The following is a 15337-nucleotide window of genomic DNA, read 5'->3' as shown; positions in this document are numbered from 1 at the left end:
GATGGAAAAACTCGACGCGATCACCCTTTCGGTCATCCAGGCGGCCCTGCAGCAGGTCTGCGACGAAATGGACCTGACGTTTTCGCGCGCCGCGTTCTCGCCTGTCATCGCCGAGGCCAATGACCGTTCGGATGGCATCTATTCGGCGCTCGATGGTTCGCTGATCGCGCAAGGCAGCCAGGGCCTGCCGGTGTTCGTCGGCGTCATGCAGTATTCGACCAAAACCGTGATCGAGATGATCGCCGACGGACGCTGCCTGCCGCCCGAGCCGGGCGATATCTACATCGTCAATGACCCCTATCTCGGCGGCACCCATCTGATGGATGTGCGCTTCGCCATGCCGGTCTACCGGGACGGCAAGATATTCTGCTGGCTGTCGAACACCGGCCACTGGCCCGACATCGGCGGTTCGGTGCCGGGCGGCTTCTCCGCCTCGGCAACGGCGGTCGAGCAGGAAGGTTTGCGGCTGCCGCCGGTGAAGCTGTTCAAGAAGGGCGTGCTCGATCGCGAAATCTACGCCATCATCTGCTCGAACATCAGGGTTGCCGACCAGCGCATCGGCGACATCCGGGCGCAGGCGGCGGCACTGCTGATCGGTCAAGATCGACTGAACGGAATCCTGGATCGTTACGGGGATGAAACGGTCGTCGATGCGATCGCCGAACTGCGCCGCCGCGCCGCCGAACAGATGCGCGCGAACATATCAGCCATTCCCAACGGCATTTATCGGTCGCGGGCTTTTGTTGATTCCGACGGCGTGGTCAACGAGCCGCTGACTATCGCGCTGGCGGTCGAAAAACAGGGCGACACGCTCAGCTTCGACTTCTCGGGGTCGTCAAAGCCTTGTGCCGGGCCGATGAACAGCGTGCTGGCGACGACCTTGTCCTCGGTGTATCTCGCCATGCGCCATATTTTCCCCGACGTGCCGATCAGCGCCGGCGCATTCGAGCCGCTGATCGTCAAGCGGCCGGAAGGCACTTTCCTCGACGCCAAATATCCGCGTCCGGTGTCGGGCTGCGCGGCCGAAGTCTCGCAGCGCATCGCCGAGGCGGTGTTCGCGGCGATGGTACAGGCGCTGCCGGACAAAGTGACGGCGGCTCCGGCCGGCTCCAGCGGCAATTTCGCGCTCGGCGGCAACGATCCGGCCCGCGGCCGCGATTATGTCATGTACCAGATCTCCGGCGGCGGCTATGGCGGCAATGCCGGTCACGACGGCCTGACCAATGGCTGCTCGACCATCGGCATTTCCAAGTCGCCACCGGTCGAAATCATGGAGCAGGCCTTCCCGGTGCTCTACCGCCACTACGCCCTGCGCGAAGGCTCGGGCGGCGCCGGCAAGCATCGCGGCGGTTTCGGACTTGCCTATGAGGTCGAGATCCTGCGCGGCGACGCCCGCGCCTCCTTCGTCATGGATCACGGCCGCTTCGGCCCGCAAGGCGCGCTCGGCGGCAAGGACGGTGCGGTCAACACGGTGACCGTGTTCCGCGACGGCGAGGCGCATGTGCCTGCGCATCTCTCCAAGGAGCAGGACATCACGCTGAAGGCAGGCGACCGCGTGCGCGTCGGCACGCCGGGCGGCGGCGGCTACGGCGATCCGTTGCAACGGGACGCCGATCTGGTGTCGAGGGATGTCGCGCTGGGCTATTACACGCCCGCAGAAGCCGCCGAAAAGTTCGGCGTCGCTCTCTCGGCGGATGGATTGGGGATCGACCGGGCAGCCACGGAAAAGAGGCGCGCCGGCTGACGGCGCGGCCCTGGATTTCCGTCATTTGCGGCCAACGATCAGTTGCGGTGGTCCAGCCTCGCGACCAGCCGGTCGCCGGCCCACTGGATGCCGCAGACCAGGGCGATCAGGACGATGACAACGGCGATCATGACTGACGTTTCGAAGCGTTGGTAACCGTAGCGGATGGCGAGGTCGCCGAGCCCGCCGGCGCCGATGGCGCCGGCCATGGCCGAGGCGCCGATAAGCGTCACCAGCGTCACCGTGAAGCCGGCGACGATGCCGGGCAACGCTTCCGGCACCAGCACCTCGCGAATGATCGTCCAGCGGTTGCCGCCCATGGCGCGCGCCGCTTCGATCAACCCGTGGTCGACCTCGCGCAGCGACACTTCGGCGATGCGGGCATAGTAGGGCGTCGCCGCGATCGACAGCGGCACGATCGCTGCCCAGGTGCCGATCGAGGTGCCGACGATCAGCCGCGTCACCGGGATCAGCGCAACCAGCAGGATGATGAAAGGCACCGAGCGGAAACCGTTGATGACCGCGCCAAGCGCGCGGTTCACCCACAGGTTTTCGGCGATGCCGCCGCGGTCGGTGGCGACCAGCGCCAGGCCGAGCGGCAGCCCGAAAACCAGCGAGATTAGGCCGGAGGCGGCCGTCATCAGGATCGTTTCCCAGATCGAACGGACGAGAAGCTCAAACAGAACCGGCGACATGGCCAAGCACCTCCACCCGCGCATTGCGGGCTTTCAAGAACGCGATCACCTCTGCCAGGTGAGCTTCATTGCTGCCGGCGATGGCCACGAACAGCGTCCCGACAGGCTGCTGCTGGACGTGATCGATGCCGCCATGCACGAGGCGGAACGAGCCGGGAACTGCCGAGGCAAGATCGGACAAAAGCGGGCTTCGCGCGGCCTCACCCGCCACGTCGATCCTGAGGATCGCTTCCACGCCGGCGTTCTGCGTTAGCCGGGTTGCGATCTCCGCCGGCAATTGCGGCCTGATGCCGCCGAGCAGGCTTTGCGTGATCGCCGACTTCGGATCGGCAAACACCGACCAGACCGGCCCTTGCTCGACGATCCGCCCGGCGTCGATCACCGCGACGCGGTCGGCGATCGAACGGATCACCTCCATCTCATGGGTGATGAGCAGGATGGTCAGGCCGAGCTGCCGGTTGATGTCTCTGAGCAAGGCAAGGATGGAGCGCGTCGTCTCCGGGTCCAATGCCGAGGTCGCTTCGTCCGACAGCAGCAGCGCCGGGCGCGCCGCAAGCGCCCGGGCAATGCCGACGCGCTGCTTCTGCCCGCCCGACAGCGAGGCCGGATAGGCTTTCGCCTTCTCCGACAGGCCGACGAGCTCGAGCAACTCGGCGGCGCGCGCCAGGCGTTCGGCCTTGGGCCGGCCTTCGATTTTGAGCGGCAGCGCTACATTGTCTTCGACCGTCTTGGCGGACAGCAGGTTGAAATGCTGGAAGATCATGCCGATGCGCCGGCGCAGCGGCTGCAATTCGCGCTCGCCGAGCCGGCTGATGTCGCGACCTTCGATGAAGACCTGTCCTGTATCCGGCCGTTCCAGGCCGTTCAGGCAGCGTATCAGCGTCGACTTGCCGGCGCCGCTGCGGCCGATGATGCCGAGGATCTCGCCCTGGCGCACGCTGAGCGATACGCCGTCCAGCGCCGCTGTCGCGCCAAAGCGGCGCTTCAGCTCGATTAGGCGTACGACATCGTCCGGTCCCGCGGCACGGTTGCCGGCGGAATGCATGACTTCGGCAACCGGGGCGAAATGCTGGTTCATGAAAGTTCCTGTTTAGTGTCCCGCAAACGCGATCGCGGTCCGCGTTGAAGCGCGGACCGCTTTATCACGCCGGGCTTCAGCGCCCAGTCGAGCTCGGCATCAATAGGCGCTGATGCCGGTTCCCTTGTAGACCAGGTCGAATTCGGCCTTCACCTTTTCGTTCTGATAGGAGGCGACCAATGTCTTTACCCAGGGCTGGTTTTCATTGCCGGCCCCGACCGCGATGAAGTTGCGGTAGGGATTGTCGGCCACCGCCTCCTGGGCGATGCGGTTCTCCGGCGTGAGCCCGCTCTTAAGCGCCCAATCCGTGTTGACCACGGCCCCGTCGAGGTCTTCCACCGAGCGCCCGACAATGCCGGCGTCAAGCTCCTTGACGACCAATTTCTTCGGGTTTTCGGCAATGTCGGTGGTCGTCGCCAGAATGCCGGTGCCTTCCCTGAGCTTGATCAGACCTTCGCTCTGCAGAACGCGCAGTGCGCGGCCCTCATTGGACGGGTCGTTCGGTACGCCAATGACCGCGCCTTCGGGCAGGTCGGCAATCCTTGTGTATTTCTTGGAATAGAGGCCGATCGGCCAAACCCCGGTATAGCCGACCGGCACGATGTGATAGCCCTGCGTCTTGATCTGATTGTCGAGATAGGGCTTGTGCTGGAAGGCGTTGGCGTCGATTTCGCCGCGTTCGAGCGCTTCATTCGGCTGGGTGTAGTCGTTGAACACCACGGTCTCGATCGTCAGTCCCCTCTCTGCCGCCTGGGCGGTGACGACCCGCCACACATCCTCGTCCTCGCCGCTCATGATGCCGACCTTGACCGCCGTCTTGTCTTCGGCGAAGGACGGCGCAGCAAGGCCGACAATCGCAACCGCCGACGCGAAAAGTACAGCCAGACCGGCGCGCCGGTTTATACTTGCGGAGAGAAATGAGCGCAAAGTGTTGGTGTTCCCAGACATGATCTATCCCATCGGTTCTGAAGTTGTTGCGGCCAGGCGGAGTGCCAAGCCTTCCCGGCATCATCGGGAATGCTGACCGTCGGATCAAAGCACCGAATTTCCCGCGAAATGCGAAGCCAGGAATATTCTCTCAAAGTTTCGGGCCTGGCGAGCACAGGGCGCGTGCTGGGATCATGCGTTATAAGCCAATGCTGGTTCAGAAATTGTCCAGGCGTCGTCTCCGCTACGAGGCCCGCCATGCATCGGAACGGCGGGCCTTTCTGCATTCGAATTGCCCAGCACGGGCAGCAGTTTGGGATGTCGACAATGCAGGGCGCGCCGCATGTCCCTTCAAAAAACGACGCGCATTGCTCACTGGATGACCTTCACGATCCTGCGTGTGCCCGGATCGACCAGGACGGTCTGGTTGTCGACGACGACGTAGCGGTATTTGACGTTGGGAACTTCATGAAGCTCGACGGTATCGGGCAGGGTCGAGCCGACATTGAGCTCCACGCCGGGAAGCTGGACGGACGCCAGGGGCTGCTTTTTCACATATTCGCGTACGATCGTCTCCTGCTGCGGTTCGATGACCACGTCCTGAGCGGCAGCGGCGCCAACACCCGCAAGCAGCAAGAACCCACCCGCGGCTGCCGAAAGATGCATTCTCATGATCGTCTCCTTTCGTCGTGAGCCACCTCTGCGCTGCGTCGCGTCATGCTGTTCGCAGCGGGGTCGCTATAGGCCGGTAACGTCATCAGGTGGAGCTTGTTCCGCCACTCGGATCGCTTGCCGTTTCCCTCCATTGTTTGGAACAAAGTTTTTTAGCCGCAGTTTTACGCGGTGAAGGGACGCATTTTCCAAGGAGATCTCTCATGAAAGGCGTTCTGATCACCAGCATGCTAGCAATCAGCGTCAGCTGCGGGGCTGCACTTGCCCAGACGCAGCAGTCGACCGATGACCAGTCCGGCGCCAATTGTGCAACCGGCACCGCCAACTGCCCAAATGGCGCCAAGATGGGCGAGCAGGCCCAGGGCAAGGCCGGCGCCACGACTGATCAACAGGCGCAGGGCAAACCGAAGCTGAAGACCGACGAGCAAGCCCAGGGCAAGGCCGGTGCCACGACTGAACAGCAGGCGACGGGCACCACCAAGATGAAGACCGACGAGCAGGCTCAGGGCAAGACTGGCCCTACGACTGAGCAGCAGGCCACGGGCACCACCAAGATGAAGACCGACGAGCAGGCTCAAGGCAAGGCTGGAACCACCACCACCGAGCAGGCCCAAGGCAACACGAAAATGAAGACCGAGGAGCAGGCTCAGGGCAAGACTGGGACCACGACCACCGAGCAGACTCAGGGCAATGCCTCGACGCAGACGCAAGACCAGAGTTCGACCGCTTCCATCAACAATGTGACCGTTGAACAGAAGACGGAGATCACGCAGGTCATCAAGGAGACCAACGTCCAACCGGTTTCCAGCGTCGATTTCGACATCTCTGTCGGTGTCGAGGTTCCGCGAAAGAAGGTCCGGCTGCATCGCCTGCCGGCGCGCATCGTCAAGATCGTTCCGGCTTACGAAAGCTATGAGTATTTCGTGCTCGCCGACGGCCGGATCGTCATCGTCGACCCGAATACCTACAAGATCGTGATTATCCTGACCTAGTCGTGGCCAGACGGTCTACCGTGGGTTGATGCACCAAAAAGCCCGCCGCGCAGCTCGGGCGGCGGGCTTTTCCGTACCCGGCTCCAGCGTCTGCAAATCGCAAATCAAGGTCCGTCCTCGGGGCGAGGAGCGAGCACGGTGTGATCGATGGTGTCGGGCAGGCAGGGACCGGGCACGCAGCTTGTTCGGACTGACGCGGTGGTAATGGCATCGATATCGGTGACCAGCACCATTCGCGCGTAGTGCCGCGGCCACAGCGGTTCTCCAAACAGGACGAAGACGCCGCCAACCATTAGCGCCAGCAACAAGAGTGCCGTTGCGTTTGCAAATATCTCGCCGTAGCGCATTGAGGTAACCTGTGCTGGCCGGAAGGCGATTCAGCCTGTGACAGCGGCGACCAGGACGGCGCCGAAAGCCGGCGCTACTATCCTTGAGGCCTCGCGAATGCCGCCTTCCATTGGATATTCCGCGGAATAGGGCGGGTGAATAACGGCACTCTCGGTGCTTTGTTCCCGGCCCGACGACAGCCGCTTCATTCATGCCGGGGCGTTTCCGTTGGCGAAGCCGCACGGTGTTCGCTCTCATTGATGCGCGGCAGCGAGATCCTTCACGTGACGTTCGTGCATTTGCAGCACCGGCAGCGTCTTCTTGGCAAACTCCTTCATCGCCGGATCGTCGCCGGAATTTGCGTAGGCGGAAAACAGCGCCACCGCTTCCTTATGCGCCTGGGTCTGCATGTCGATATATTTCGATTGGAAGCTGTCCCCGCTGGTCTCCTTGAGTTGGTCGAGCAGCGCCTGGTGCTTGGTGTCCAGCGGCGGGCCGGCTGGCTGGGTGGCCGAAGTCGTCTGACCCTTGCTGAGCGCCGCCTTGAAGTCCTCGCCGGCCTTGGTGTGGTCCGTGATCATTTGCGCCGCGAATGCCTTCACGTCGTCGGCCTTCGCCTGGGTCTGCGCAAGCCGGCTCGATTCGATTTCAAATGTATTGGCAATGGGCACGGTCTTGATGAACGTCGCGGTGTCAACCTTGCTCATGGTGTCGGTCGTCAGAGGCGTCAGCGTCGCCGATTGGGCGAAAGCAGCCAAAGATGCGCCAGCCATCATCGCTGCCGCAGTGATGGATAGAAGGGTTTTCATGGGGATTCTCCGAGGCTGATGTCATCCCTCCGATGGCTCAACGCGGAAGCTGCGGCGAGGTTGCCTGGTCGTGGGGGGCCCCGCCGCCGCGGCGCCAAACAATGGTTTGGTAACGCAAAACAAAATACCCCGGCTGCGTCCGGCAAAGTGCAACGCAAGCCACGAGATCGTACGGAATCGTACAAGCTCTTTCGCTTTACCGCAGTCTTGCTATCGTTGGCTGGGAGAGATGGGTGGAGGCTTCCGTGGGGCAGATCAAGTCGCCGCTTGGAATCGGTATTGATACCGACAAAGCCGTCCATACCGTCATGGCCGACTACCATCCGGGCGATATTCTCTCGACCACCGTCGTCATAGCCGATTTGCGCAAGCGCTTTCCCTGCTTCCGGCAAACCGACGAGGAGCTGGTTGGCTTCATCGTTCGGGCGCTGGACGGTCGGGAGATCGCGGTCAGCTTCGACCACCGCGGCCGTTAGGCGGCTGATCTTACGGCAACCGGCCGCGGAGCCTATGCTCCGCGGCCTCGTCAGGCTGTGGCGCTTACTTGCCGCAGTGGTTGTCGTTCACCGTCGGCGCCATCGTGCCCGGAGCCTTGCCGGTCGCATCGGGCAGAGCCCCTTGCGGGCCAGGCGGGCAATTCCGGTCGGCATTCGAATTCGTCGTTGAGAAATCGCGAATGCTGTTGGTGATGGTCGAATCCGTGCCGGTATCAGGGCCGCCATTATCCGGCACTACGACCGTCCGCCCGCTCCCGTCGGCAGCGGCTCCGGAGGGATCGCCGACGTTCTGGGCCATCGCTGACGTGGCCAGACCGATCGTAAGCGCCGAAGCTGCGAGTATTTTCGTGAGCATGATGCTTCTCCTTTTTACGAGGGTCGTCGCGTTGCGACTACGAAAACAACCGTTCGGGCGGGCGAAGGTTCCGACAAATTCCCCATGAAATTCAGCATGTTCTCAGGTGTTCAAGGCGGCCGCCATGCCATTCTCGGCTGGCATGCTTCTGTGGACTTTTCTAACGGCACAGCCCGGTATTTTGCTCGCCGCATAAGCGTACGCCTTACGTCCCGCCGGAACAGGAATGCTCCTTGTGAGTTCATACCTTTGTACGTTCATACCTTTGTACAATGCGACGCGCTGATGCGAATGGCGGCAGCGCAAACAAGGAGAGCAGACATCATGGGCCTTGGAACCATTCTCATCATAATCTTGGTCCTTGCCTTGCTTGGCGGCTTCAGCGGCTTGGGCGGCGGACCGTTCTATGGCACCGGCTATTACGGTGGTGGCGGCCTAGGCCTGGTGCTGCTTATCGTCATTATCCTGGTCCTGCTTGGGCGCATTTGAATGCATGTCGCGCAAAAGCATGCCCTCGGGCTTGAACCGAGGGTGTGCAGCGGTTTTGTGATAGCGACGTGCATAAAACAGGAACCTAAAGCACATCGCATGAGGCCAGTCGAACGCGACGGGCCTTAGTGTCACGCTCGCGACAAAAACGCCTGCCGCTTGGCAACAAGCGCCGGGCGTTTTGTCGTGAAAAGACAAGATTTCCACGATCCTTGGCCAACCAGGACCTTGGCTAAAAAGGGTGACTCGGTGCCGAACCTTTCGGCACCGAGGACACCACCATAGCAGCAGCTTAGTGTTGGCGATCGGCGGCCAGCGCTTCTTTCAGATCGGCGCTGAGCACACCCTCGTTGAACAGCGACATGATACGTGCGGCCAACCGCTCGCGGACAGGACTGTCGTCCGCAACACCCAACTCGCGGCAGCAGTCGTCGAGCGCTTTTTTCAGCACGCTCAGTTCGGCTGGAGTTGCTGCACCTTGCATCGACATGCCATCCTCCCTTGAAAAAGGGCGAAAGCGCGAAGCGTCTTTCAAGCGTCCACTCGCCATGTCTTGTGGACGACACCAATTCAATTAGCGCCGCTTTCGTCCAAACTCAATGTACGGAAATTACCAAGCAGACAGTTTGGGAACGACTGCCTTGCACCTGCATTGTTGCTGCGATCCAACCCACCCCTCATTTGGATCATTGGGCGTAGCCCACGACGCCCGAATGGAGCCCGTTGCATCCCTCGCGACGGGCTCTTTCGCATCCGGTGACCTCAATTGTCGTTTTCGTACCAAACGGTCTTTGGTACGTTTCCAACTCTAACTTTCAGTCGGATGTTTTCGTAGGCAAGCGGCAGGAGAAACTGCCGTGCATCGATTCATTTTTTTATTTAGTAGGCTCCATACCTTTGAGTCCATATATAAGCGCTATCGTCCGCAGGTTATACCGGGCGCGGACGGCTGGGAGATAAGAAAGCTCTTGCCCTGTTTTGGGGCTAGCTATGTCTGATCCAGCAATTTCCGATAGAACTCTATACAGAAACAAGCTGTTGCGCCGGATGAGCGCCGACGATTTCGCCTCTCTCGAGCCGCACATCGAGCGCTGTTCGCTGGAGTTACGGCAATCGCTCGAAGTGTCCGGATCGCCGATCGAGGCCATTTATTTCCTCGAGGACGGCATCGGTTCGGTGGTTGCGAAAATGCCGAACGGCAGCGATGCGGAAGTTGGCCTTGTCGGCTTGGAAGGTATGACCGGCTCGGCCCTGATAATGGGCGACGACCGTACGGTCCATGATTGCTATGTGCAGCTGGCCGGAGAGGCCGCCAGGATCGACGCCGAGCCGTTCAAGGCGGCGCTGACGCAAAGCCCGACGCTGCGGCTGTTCTTGCTGCGCTACGTGCAATATCTGCATGTCCAGACTGGCTATACCGCGCTGGTCAACGCACGATCGAAACTTGAAGACCGGCTGGCGCGCTGGCTGCTCATGTGTGACGATCGGGTGGACGGCGGCCGGCTGACGATCACTCACGAATTCCTGTCGATCATGCTTGGCGTAAGGCGCCCGGGCGTCACGGTCGCGCTGCAGCTGCTTGAGGGGCGAGGGCTCATCCGGTCCCGCCGCGGCGAAATTATCATCCGCGATCGCGATGGTCTCGTCGCACTGGCCGATGGCGGCTACGGCCTGGCGGAGGCCGAATATACCCGCCTGGTCGAGCATATCGGCGAGCGCTGACGGCACTTTCCTCGCCGATTGCTGCCGCAGGTCGAGACCCCTTGCGACACTAGACAGCGGGGTCCGAAAAAATTTTCGAAGCTCCCGGACCGTCAGGGAACTTGTTTCCCGTCGGAGGGTTATGGGACGCCTCTACTCTGCGAGGCGGCACGAACCATTCGGGAGAGGATCATGGCGACCACGAAAAAGGCCGCGAAGGCGGCAAGCAAGGGCCTTGAGGATCTGTTCCTCGACGGGCTCAAAGACCTCTACTACGCCGAGAAGAAGATACTGAAAACGCTGCCCAAAATGGCCAAGGGCGCGGAGTCGGAAGAAGTGACCGCCGCCTTTGAGAAACACCGCATGGAAACCGAAGGACATGTCGACCGCCTCGAGGAGGTGTTCGAGAAATTCGGCAAGCCGGCCCGCGGCAAGACCTGTCCGGCGATCGACGGCATCATCGAAGAGGGCTCGGAAGTGCTCGAGGAGTATAACGGTGCTCCCGCGCTCGACGCCGGGCTTGTCGGCGCGGCGCAGGCTGTCGAACATTACGAGATCGCTCGCTACGGCACTTTGATCGCGTGGGCGGAAGAACTTGGCAAGAGCGACGTTGTCGAGCTGCTCAGGGCAACCCTCAAGGAAGAGGTCGCGACCGACGAAGCGCTTTCCAAGCTCGGCGAAAGCGGCGTCAACGAACGAGCAATGCAAGAAGCCGCTTGATCTCAAAACCACAACCGAGCCTCGGAAATGGTTGCCAAGGCTCGGTTGGCCGCGGCGAACCGATGAATTCTGCATTGGTCCGTCATGAACGGTAGAGCGGGCAGCAAGAGCCTTGAAACGGTGCCTCGGAGCGGACTTACTCGATCTGCTCGAACGTACATTGCCGGGGTTCCTTGTCCGGCCGCCAGCGCAACAGCTTGGTACCGTGCCGGAACCGGTCGCCTGTCACATGGTCGAAACGAACCTCGACCACCAGTTCGGGTTTTATGGGCTCCCATTGCCCGCTGCGCTCCGTGCTCCAGCGGCTTGGTCCGCCCGGCGCCTTGCCGGTGAAACCCGGTTTGGCCCGCAGTTTTTCCAGCCGCCTGGTCAGCGCCGCCCGGTCGTCCTTGCCGATGGTCGAGGTGAAGCCGACATGGTCCAGCCTGCCTTCATTGTTGTAGAGCCCGAGCAGCAGGGATCCGACTTCGTTGCTGCCGGCGAGATAGCGAAAGCCGCCGACCACGCAATCCGCGGTGCGCAGCCGCTTGACCTTGACCATGGCGCGCTCGCCGGGCCGGTATGGCTCGGCGATCAGTTTTGCAACGACGCCGTCGGTCGAGCCGTGGCCGGCGCCCTGCAGCCAGCGCTCGGCGGTGGCGGCGTCGTGCGTATATCTGGACAGGTGCAGTGCGGGCCGTGCCGCCGACGCCACAAAGGCCTCAATCGCCTGCCTCCTGGTGGTGAGAGGCTCTTCGATGATGATCCTGCCGCCGGGTTCGGCCAGCATGTCGAACAGGACCAGCATGGCAGGCGTCTCCAGGCTCAACTTGCGGATCCTGCTTTCGGCGGGATGAAGGCGCATTTGCAGGGCCTCGAACGAGGACGATCCGTCGACCTCGATGACAATCTCGCCGTCGGCAACAAACCGTCGCGAGCTCACGTCCCGCAGCACCGCGACCAGTTCGGGAAAATAGCGGCCAAGCGGCTTGCCCGATTTTGCACGCAGATCGACGGCATCGTCGCCCTTGAACACGAGGCAGCGAAAGCCGTCCCATTTCGGTTCGTACTGCCAAAGCCCGTCGCCGCCAGGAATTGCGTCGGCGGCTTTGGCTTCCATCGGACGAAGGTCGAGCGGCAACGGAAATGCGGTCATGGCTGGTCCGCGCCCCGCTGAGGCATTCGCTATCGCCGTCGGCCATTCCCCTGTGCCCCGCTTTGCCGCCTCGGCGCCTTGCGGCCGGTTTGGTCGGGTGAAGGCGACCGCGGATAGACCTCGCCGAACCCACCGATCTCCTTGGTGATGCGATAGGCCAGATAAGCGACGGCTCCGGCAAGCAGCAAGCGGACCATGACTGCAAATCCTTCGTTGGCGTGAACCCACCAACCCGCAGGCCGAAGGTTTTGTTCCGCCGCTGCCCATCGCCGGGGTGAATCGTCGGCGGCGCAACCAAAATCCAGGCGCATCGTTTGTTGCTTATCGACGAAAAGAATTTGCGATGAAGACGCTCTTGCCCTTGTTCGCTTTGACCATGGCGCTATTCCTGGCCAGCCGCGCTTGGCCTGACGGGTGACCGCGATGGTCCTCGTTGTTCCGGTCTGGCAGGACATCGCGGCACGGTTGCTTCTGACCGCGCTCGCCGGCCTGTTGATAGGCCTCAACCGCGAGGCGCGCGGGCACGCGGCGGGGCTACGCACCACCGTGCTGGTCGGGTTAGCCGCTGCCATCGCAATGATCCAGGCCAGCATTCTGCTGGGGACCGTAGGCAAGCACCCGGATTCGTTTGCATCGATGGACGTCTTGCGCTTTCCGCTGGGCGTGCTGACCGGCGTCGGCTTTATCGGCGGTGGCGCCATTCTTCGCCGCGGCAATCTTGTCAGCGGCGTCACCACGGCGGCCACGTTGTGGGTGATGACGGCAATCGGATTGGCTTTCGGTGGTGGCCAATACGGCTTGGGCGCGGCCGGCACGGCGCTGACGCTGGCCACCTTGCTGGTCCTGAAATGGGTGGATCTTCGAATGTCGCGCGAACACCACGCCCAGTTGGCGGTGACGTGGAAGGCCGCAGCCCGACAGGAACTCGATACGATGATCGGGCCGCTTGGCTACCGGGCACGCCTCGTCGCGATAGAGAGGCGCCCGGATATCAAGGACCCCGTATTCTCGTTCGAGATCAGTTGGAGGCGGCCGGACACTGGCGCACCGCCAATGGATCTGCTGGCATCGGTGGGCGAGCATTGCGAGATCCAGAAGTTTGATCTCCTCAGCGAACCTGCCCGCTAGAGCGGTTCATCGTTTCACGGAAACGCCGGCTTGCAACGATCGCGGCCTGAATTCAGGCCATCGCTTCTTCGCGGCGCTTTCGATATCTATCTATCTGTCGAGGCAGGACTCAAGGAGCAAGCAAAAGAGCGTGGCACAGCGATCGGGAAGTGCTGATCTTCCACTTCACGGCGGGCGCGTACCGAAATGGCTCGGCGACCGCATGACGCGGCTTGGCGCGGTCATGTGCGAAGCGATCATCCACCATTACGGCCGCGATGAACTGCTGCGCCGGCTGGCGCATCCGTTCTGGTTCCAGTCCTTTGGCGCCGTGATGGGGATGGACTGGCACTCTTCCGGCATCACCACCAGCGTCGTCGGAGCGTTGAAGCGCGGCCTGTCGCCGCTTTCCGGCGAACTCGGCATCCACGTTTGCGGCGGCCGCGGCGCGCATTCGCGCAAGACCCCGCATGAGCTTGCCCTGATCGGTGAGCGCGTCGGCCTCGACGGGCAAGGCCTCGCGACCGCCAGCCGGCTTGTCGCCAAGGTGGACAGCGCTGCGGTCCAGGACGGTTTCGATCTCTATCTGCACGGCTTTATCGTCACCGACGACGGCAAGTGGGTGGTGGTGCAGCAAGGCATGAACGGCGACAGCAAGGTGGCACGCCGCTATCACTGGCTGTCCGAGGGCCTGACGAGCTTTGTCGACCAGCCGCATGCTGCCATCGAGGGCGCCAACCAGGGCGAGATCGTCAACCTGACCGACCGCCGCGCCGAAGCGTCGCGCCAGGGACAACTGGACCTTCTGCGCGACCTTGGACCGGATCGCATCGTGAGGGAGCTTGCCGCTTTGGAGCGGGGTTCAGCGCCAGCGCCGGAGCCGGCACAAAAGCTGCTGCCGCATCTGGTGATGCCGGCGCACCACGATGTACGCGAAAGCGATGTCGTCATGCGCCGCCTGCACGGCAACATCGCGGCGGCGGCCGAGCGCGGCCCGACAGATTTCGCCGGGCTTCTCCTGGTGCCCAATGTCGGCGCGCGCACTGTGCGGGCGCTGGCGCTGGTCGCCGAAGTCGTGCATGGCGCGCCGTGCCGCTTTTCCGATCCCGGACGTTTCTCGCTGGCGCATGGCGGCAAGGACAGGCACCCGTTCCCGGTGCCGCTGAAGGTCTATGACGAGACGATCGGCGTACTGAAGTCGGCAGTGCAGAAGGCCAGGCTCGGCCGTGACGAAGAGATCGGCGCGTTGCGGCGGCTGGACGACCAGTCGCGGCAGGTGGAGCGCTATGTCACCGGTCCAAGCCTGAAGGAAATCGTCGCCGGGGAGTTCGAGCAATCGCATCTGCTCGGCGGCCGCAGCGTTTTCGGTTGGGAAGGCGCCCCCGAGAAAGCCGCAGTTAAATCAGCGAAGTGATCGGGTCGGATCAAGCCTCCAAGTCGATCAGGGCGACGCCGAGTTCGGGACGGTGCCTCCGGCGCAGATGGCCAGGCGTCTCCACCAATGTGACCTCGAGCGTCGGCCGCACGATGCCGTCCAGCAGATGACCGCCCCTCGTGGTGCCGTCACTCAATCCAAGGACTGCGTGGACGTGCAGGCTGGGCCTGCCGTCGTCGCCGATGGCAACATCGCCGATCGCGCTCAGCACTTCACACTGTTCCCGGACGGGGATTTTCCGGTAGGTCCTTTCGCCAGGGTCGAACCAGCCGACGGTTGCGCTTTCGAAAGCGCCAAGCGCGGTCAGCGACGCACTGCCGACGCCACGGTCGACCGCAAACGACGTCAGCTGCGCAAACGCCTCTTCGCCGGGATCAAGCACAACGACGAACGTTCTCTGTCCGGCGCTTTCGGCAACAAGCTGTGATTTCATGATTTCGCTCCAGCCGTCAGGAATTCAAATCCACCACACCAGCCATGCCAGCAAGACGAGACCCACCAGGCCGGCGATGAAAATGATCCGGCGCGCCCGCGTCCGCAGGATGATCTCGCCCTGCCGCGCCTGTTCCGCCGAAAAGACAGGACCATCCTTGTCCCGGTCGTTGCTCATCCATCGTCTCCTTCCGGGGGCACTTGTTCGGCATTGAATAGATC

At 62.3% G+C, this 15337-nt stretch carries 20 protein-coding genes; 8 read left to right on the top strand and 12 right to left on the bottom strand.

All coding sequences use genetic code 11. From position 1 onward, the window contains the following. Position 1: 1 nt before the first annotated feature. A complete protein-coding gene (locus tag NKJ46_RS08075; protein WP_352663851.1) occupies positions 2 to 1744 on the top strand; it encodes a hydantoinase B/oxoprolinase family protein in 1743 nt (580 codons plus the stop codon). Between the two features lie 38 nt (positions 1745 to 1782). Here NKJ46_RS08075 and NKJ46_RS08070 read toward each other — a convergent pair whose 3' ends face one another. From NKJ46_RS08070 to NKJ46_RS08055, 4 genes are all read right to left on the bottom strand, one after another. Further along, entirely contained in the window at positions 1783 to 2439 is a 657-nt protein-coding gene (locus tag NKJ46_RS08070) for a methionine ABC transporter permease (protein WP_352663849.1), read from the bottom strand. Next, complete coding sequence (locus tag NKJ46_RS08065; protein WP_352663953.1) at positions 2420 to 3484, bottom strand: methionine ABC transporter ATP-binding protein; 1065 nt, start codon at positions 3482 to 3484, stop codon at positions 2420 to 2422. Before NKJ46_RS08065 ends, NKJ46_RS08070 begins: the two co-directional genes overlap by 20 nt. A gap of 132 nt (positions 3485 to 3616) precedes the next feature. After that, positions 3617 to 4465, bottom strand: a complete 849-nt coding sequence (locus NKJ46_RS08060) for a MetQ/NlpA family lipoprotein (RefSeq protein WP_352663847.1) — start codon at positions 4463 to 4465, stop codon at positions 3617 to 3619. Positions 4466 to 4816: 351 nt separating this feature from the next. Further along, the gene (locus NKJ46_RS08055; RefSeq protein ID WP_352663845.1) at positions 4817 to 5116 is read right to left on the bottom strand and encodes a DUF1236 domain-containing protein; all 300 of its coding nucleotides are present in this window, start codon (positions 5114 to 5116) and stop codon (positions 4817 to 4819) included. Positions 5117 to 5319: 203 nt separating this feature from the next. On the opposite strand from NKJ46_RS08055, the gene NKJ46_RS08050 reads away from it, so the two are divergent. After that, positions 5320 to 6108 carry a DUF1236 domain-containing protein gene (locus NKJ46_RS08050; protein ID WP_352663843.1) on the top strand — a complete coding sequence of 263 codons (789 nt, stop codon included), beginning with the start codon at positions 5320 to 5322 and terminating at the stop codon, positions 6106 to 6108. Between the two features lie 104 nt (positions 6109 to 6212). Here NKJ46_RS08050 and NKJ46_RS08045 read toward each other — a convergent pair whose 3' ends face one another. Together NKJ46_RS08045 and NKJ46_RS08040 are read right to left on the bottom strand one after the other, a co-directional pair. Continuing rightward, positions 6213 to 6455 carry a polymerase gene (locus NKJ46_RS08045; RefSeq protein ID WP_352663841.1) on the bottom strand — a complete coding sequence of 81 codons (243 nt, stop codon included), beginning with the start codon at positions 6453 to 6455 and terminating at the stop codon, positions 6213 to 6215. Between the two features lie 234 nt (positions 6456 to 6689). Further along, positions 6690 to 7244 (bottom strand): DUF4142 domain-containing protein, encoded by a 555-nt coding sequence (locus NKJ46_RS08040; RefSeq protein WP_352663839.1) that lies wholly within the window; start codon positions 7242 to 7244, stop codon positions 6690 to 6692. A gap of 245 nt (positions 7245 to 7489) precedes the next feature. Here NKJ46_RS08040 and NKJ46_RS08035 point away from each other — a divergent pair, with 245 nt between their 5' ends. Beyond that, positions 7490 to 7720, top strand: coding sequence for a hypothetical protein (locus tag NKJ46_RS08035; RefSeq protein ID WP_352663837.1), 231 nt, complete (start codon positions 7490 to 7492; stop codon positions 7718 to 7720). A 64-nt stretch (positions 7721 to 7784) separates the two neighbouring features. Here NKJ46_RS08035 and NKJ46_RS08030 read toward each other — a convergent pair whose 3' ends face one another. Beyond that, positions 7785 to 8096, bottom strand: a complete 312-nt coding sequence (locus NKJ46_RS08030) for a hypothetical protein (RefSeq protein WP_023720549.1) — start codon at positions 8094 to 8096, stop codon at positions 7785 to 7787. Between the two features lie 324 nt (positions 8097 to 8420). Between NKJ46_RS08030 and NKJ46_RS08025 the strand changes: the two genes are divergently transcribed. Further along, a complete protein-coding gene (locus tag NKJ46_RS08025; protein ID WP_023677107.1) occupies positions 8421 to 8585 on the top strand; it encodes a DUF3309 family protein in 165 nt (54 codons plus the stop codon). 292 nt (positions 8586 to 8877) lie between these two features. Here the strand turns inward: NKJ46_RS08025 and NKJ46_RS08020 are convergent, their stop codons facing one another. Further along, positions 8878 to 9075, bottom strand: a complete 198-nt coding sequence (locus tag NKJ46_RS08020; protein ID WP_292655400.1) for a hypothetical protein — start codon at positions 9073 to 9075, stop codon at positions 8878 to 8880. Between the two features lie 557 nt (positions 9076 to 9632). On the opposite strand from NKJ46_RS08020, the gene NKJ46_RS08015 reads away from it, so the two are divergent. Both NKJ46_RS08015 and NKJ46_RS08010 read left to right on the top strand, forming a co-directional pair. Beyond that, positions 9633 to 10307 carry a Crp/Fnr family transcriptional regulator gene (locus NKJ46_RS08015; RefSeq protein WP_352492201.1) on the top strand — a complete coding sequence of 225 codons (675 nt, stop codon included), beginning with the start codon at positions 9633 to 9635 and terminating at the stop codon, positions 10305 to 10307. A gap of 171 nt (positions 10308 to 10478) precedes the next feature. Continuing rightward, positions 10479 to 11006 (top strand): YciE/YciF ferroxidase family protein, encoded by a 528-nt coding sequence (locus tag NKJ46_RS08010; protein ID WP_292655403.1) that lies wholly within the window; start codon positions 10479 to 10481, stop codon positions 11004 to 11006. Positions 11007 to 11142: 136 nt separating this feature from the next. Here the strand turns inward: NKJ46_RS08010 and NKJ46_RS08005 are convergent, their stop codons facing one another. After that, complete coding sequence (locus NKJ46_RS08005; protein WP_352663834.1) at positions 11143 to 12141, bottom strand: ATP-dependent DNA ligase; 999 nt, start codon at positions 12139 to 12141, stop codon at positions 11143 to 11145. A 29-nt stretch (positions 12142 to 12170) separates the two neighbouring features. Beyond that, positions 12171 to 12338 (bottom strand): hypothetical protein, encoded by a 168-nt coding sequence (locus tag NKJ46_RS08000; protein ID WP_352663833.1) that lies wholly within the window; start codon positions 12336 to 12338, stop codon positions 12171 to 12173. A 268-nt stretch (positions 12339 to 12606) separates the two neighbouring features. Between NKJ46_RS08000 and NKJ46_RS07995 the strand changes: the two genes are divergently transcribed. Beyond that, positions 12607 to 13269 carry an MgtC/SapB family protein gene (locus tag NKJ46_RS07995; protein WP_352663831.1) on the top strand — a complete coding sequence of 221 codons (663 nt, stop codon included), beginning with the start codon at positions 12607 to 12609 and terminating at the stop codon, positions 13267 to 13269. 130 nt (positions 13270 to 13399) lie between these two features. Then, positions 13400 to 14662 (top strand): DUF763 domain-containing protein, encoded by a 1263-nt coding sequence (locus NKJ46_RS07990; RefSeq protein ID WP_352663829.1) that lies wholly within the window; start codon positions 13400 to 13402, stop codon positions 14660 to 14662. 10 nt (positions 14663 to 14672) lie between these two features. Here the strand turns inward: NKJ46_RS07990 and NKJ46_RS07985 are convergent, their stop codons facing one another. After that, positions 14673 to 15116: a PPC domain-containing DNA-binding protein gene (locus tag NKJ46_RS07985; RefSeq protein ID WP_352663827.1), complete on the bottom strand. Its 444-nt coding sequence runs from the start codon at positions 15114 to 15116 to the stop codon at positions 14673 to 14675. 24 nt (positions 15117 to 15140) lie between these two features. Next, the gene (locus NKJ46_RS07980; RefSeq protein WP_352663825.1) at positions 15141 to 15293 is read right to left on the bottom strand and encodes a peptide ABC transporter permease; all 153 of its coding nucleotides are present in this window, start codon (positions 15291 to 15293) and stop codon (positions 15141 to 15143) included. Positions 15294 to 15337: the final 44 nt, after the last annotated feature.

The organism is Mesorhizobium sp. M0166, assembly GCF_040322255.1.
GTDB lineage: Bacteria > Pseudomonadota > Alphaproteobacteria > Rhizobiales > Rhizobiaceae > Mesorhizobium.
Note: the sequence above shows the minus strand (reverse complement) of the source record. Positions and strands in the feature narration are given on the sequence as shown.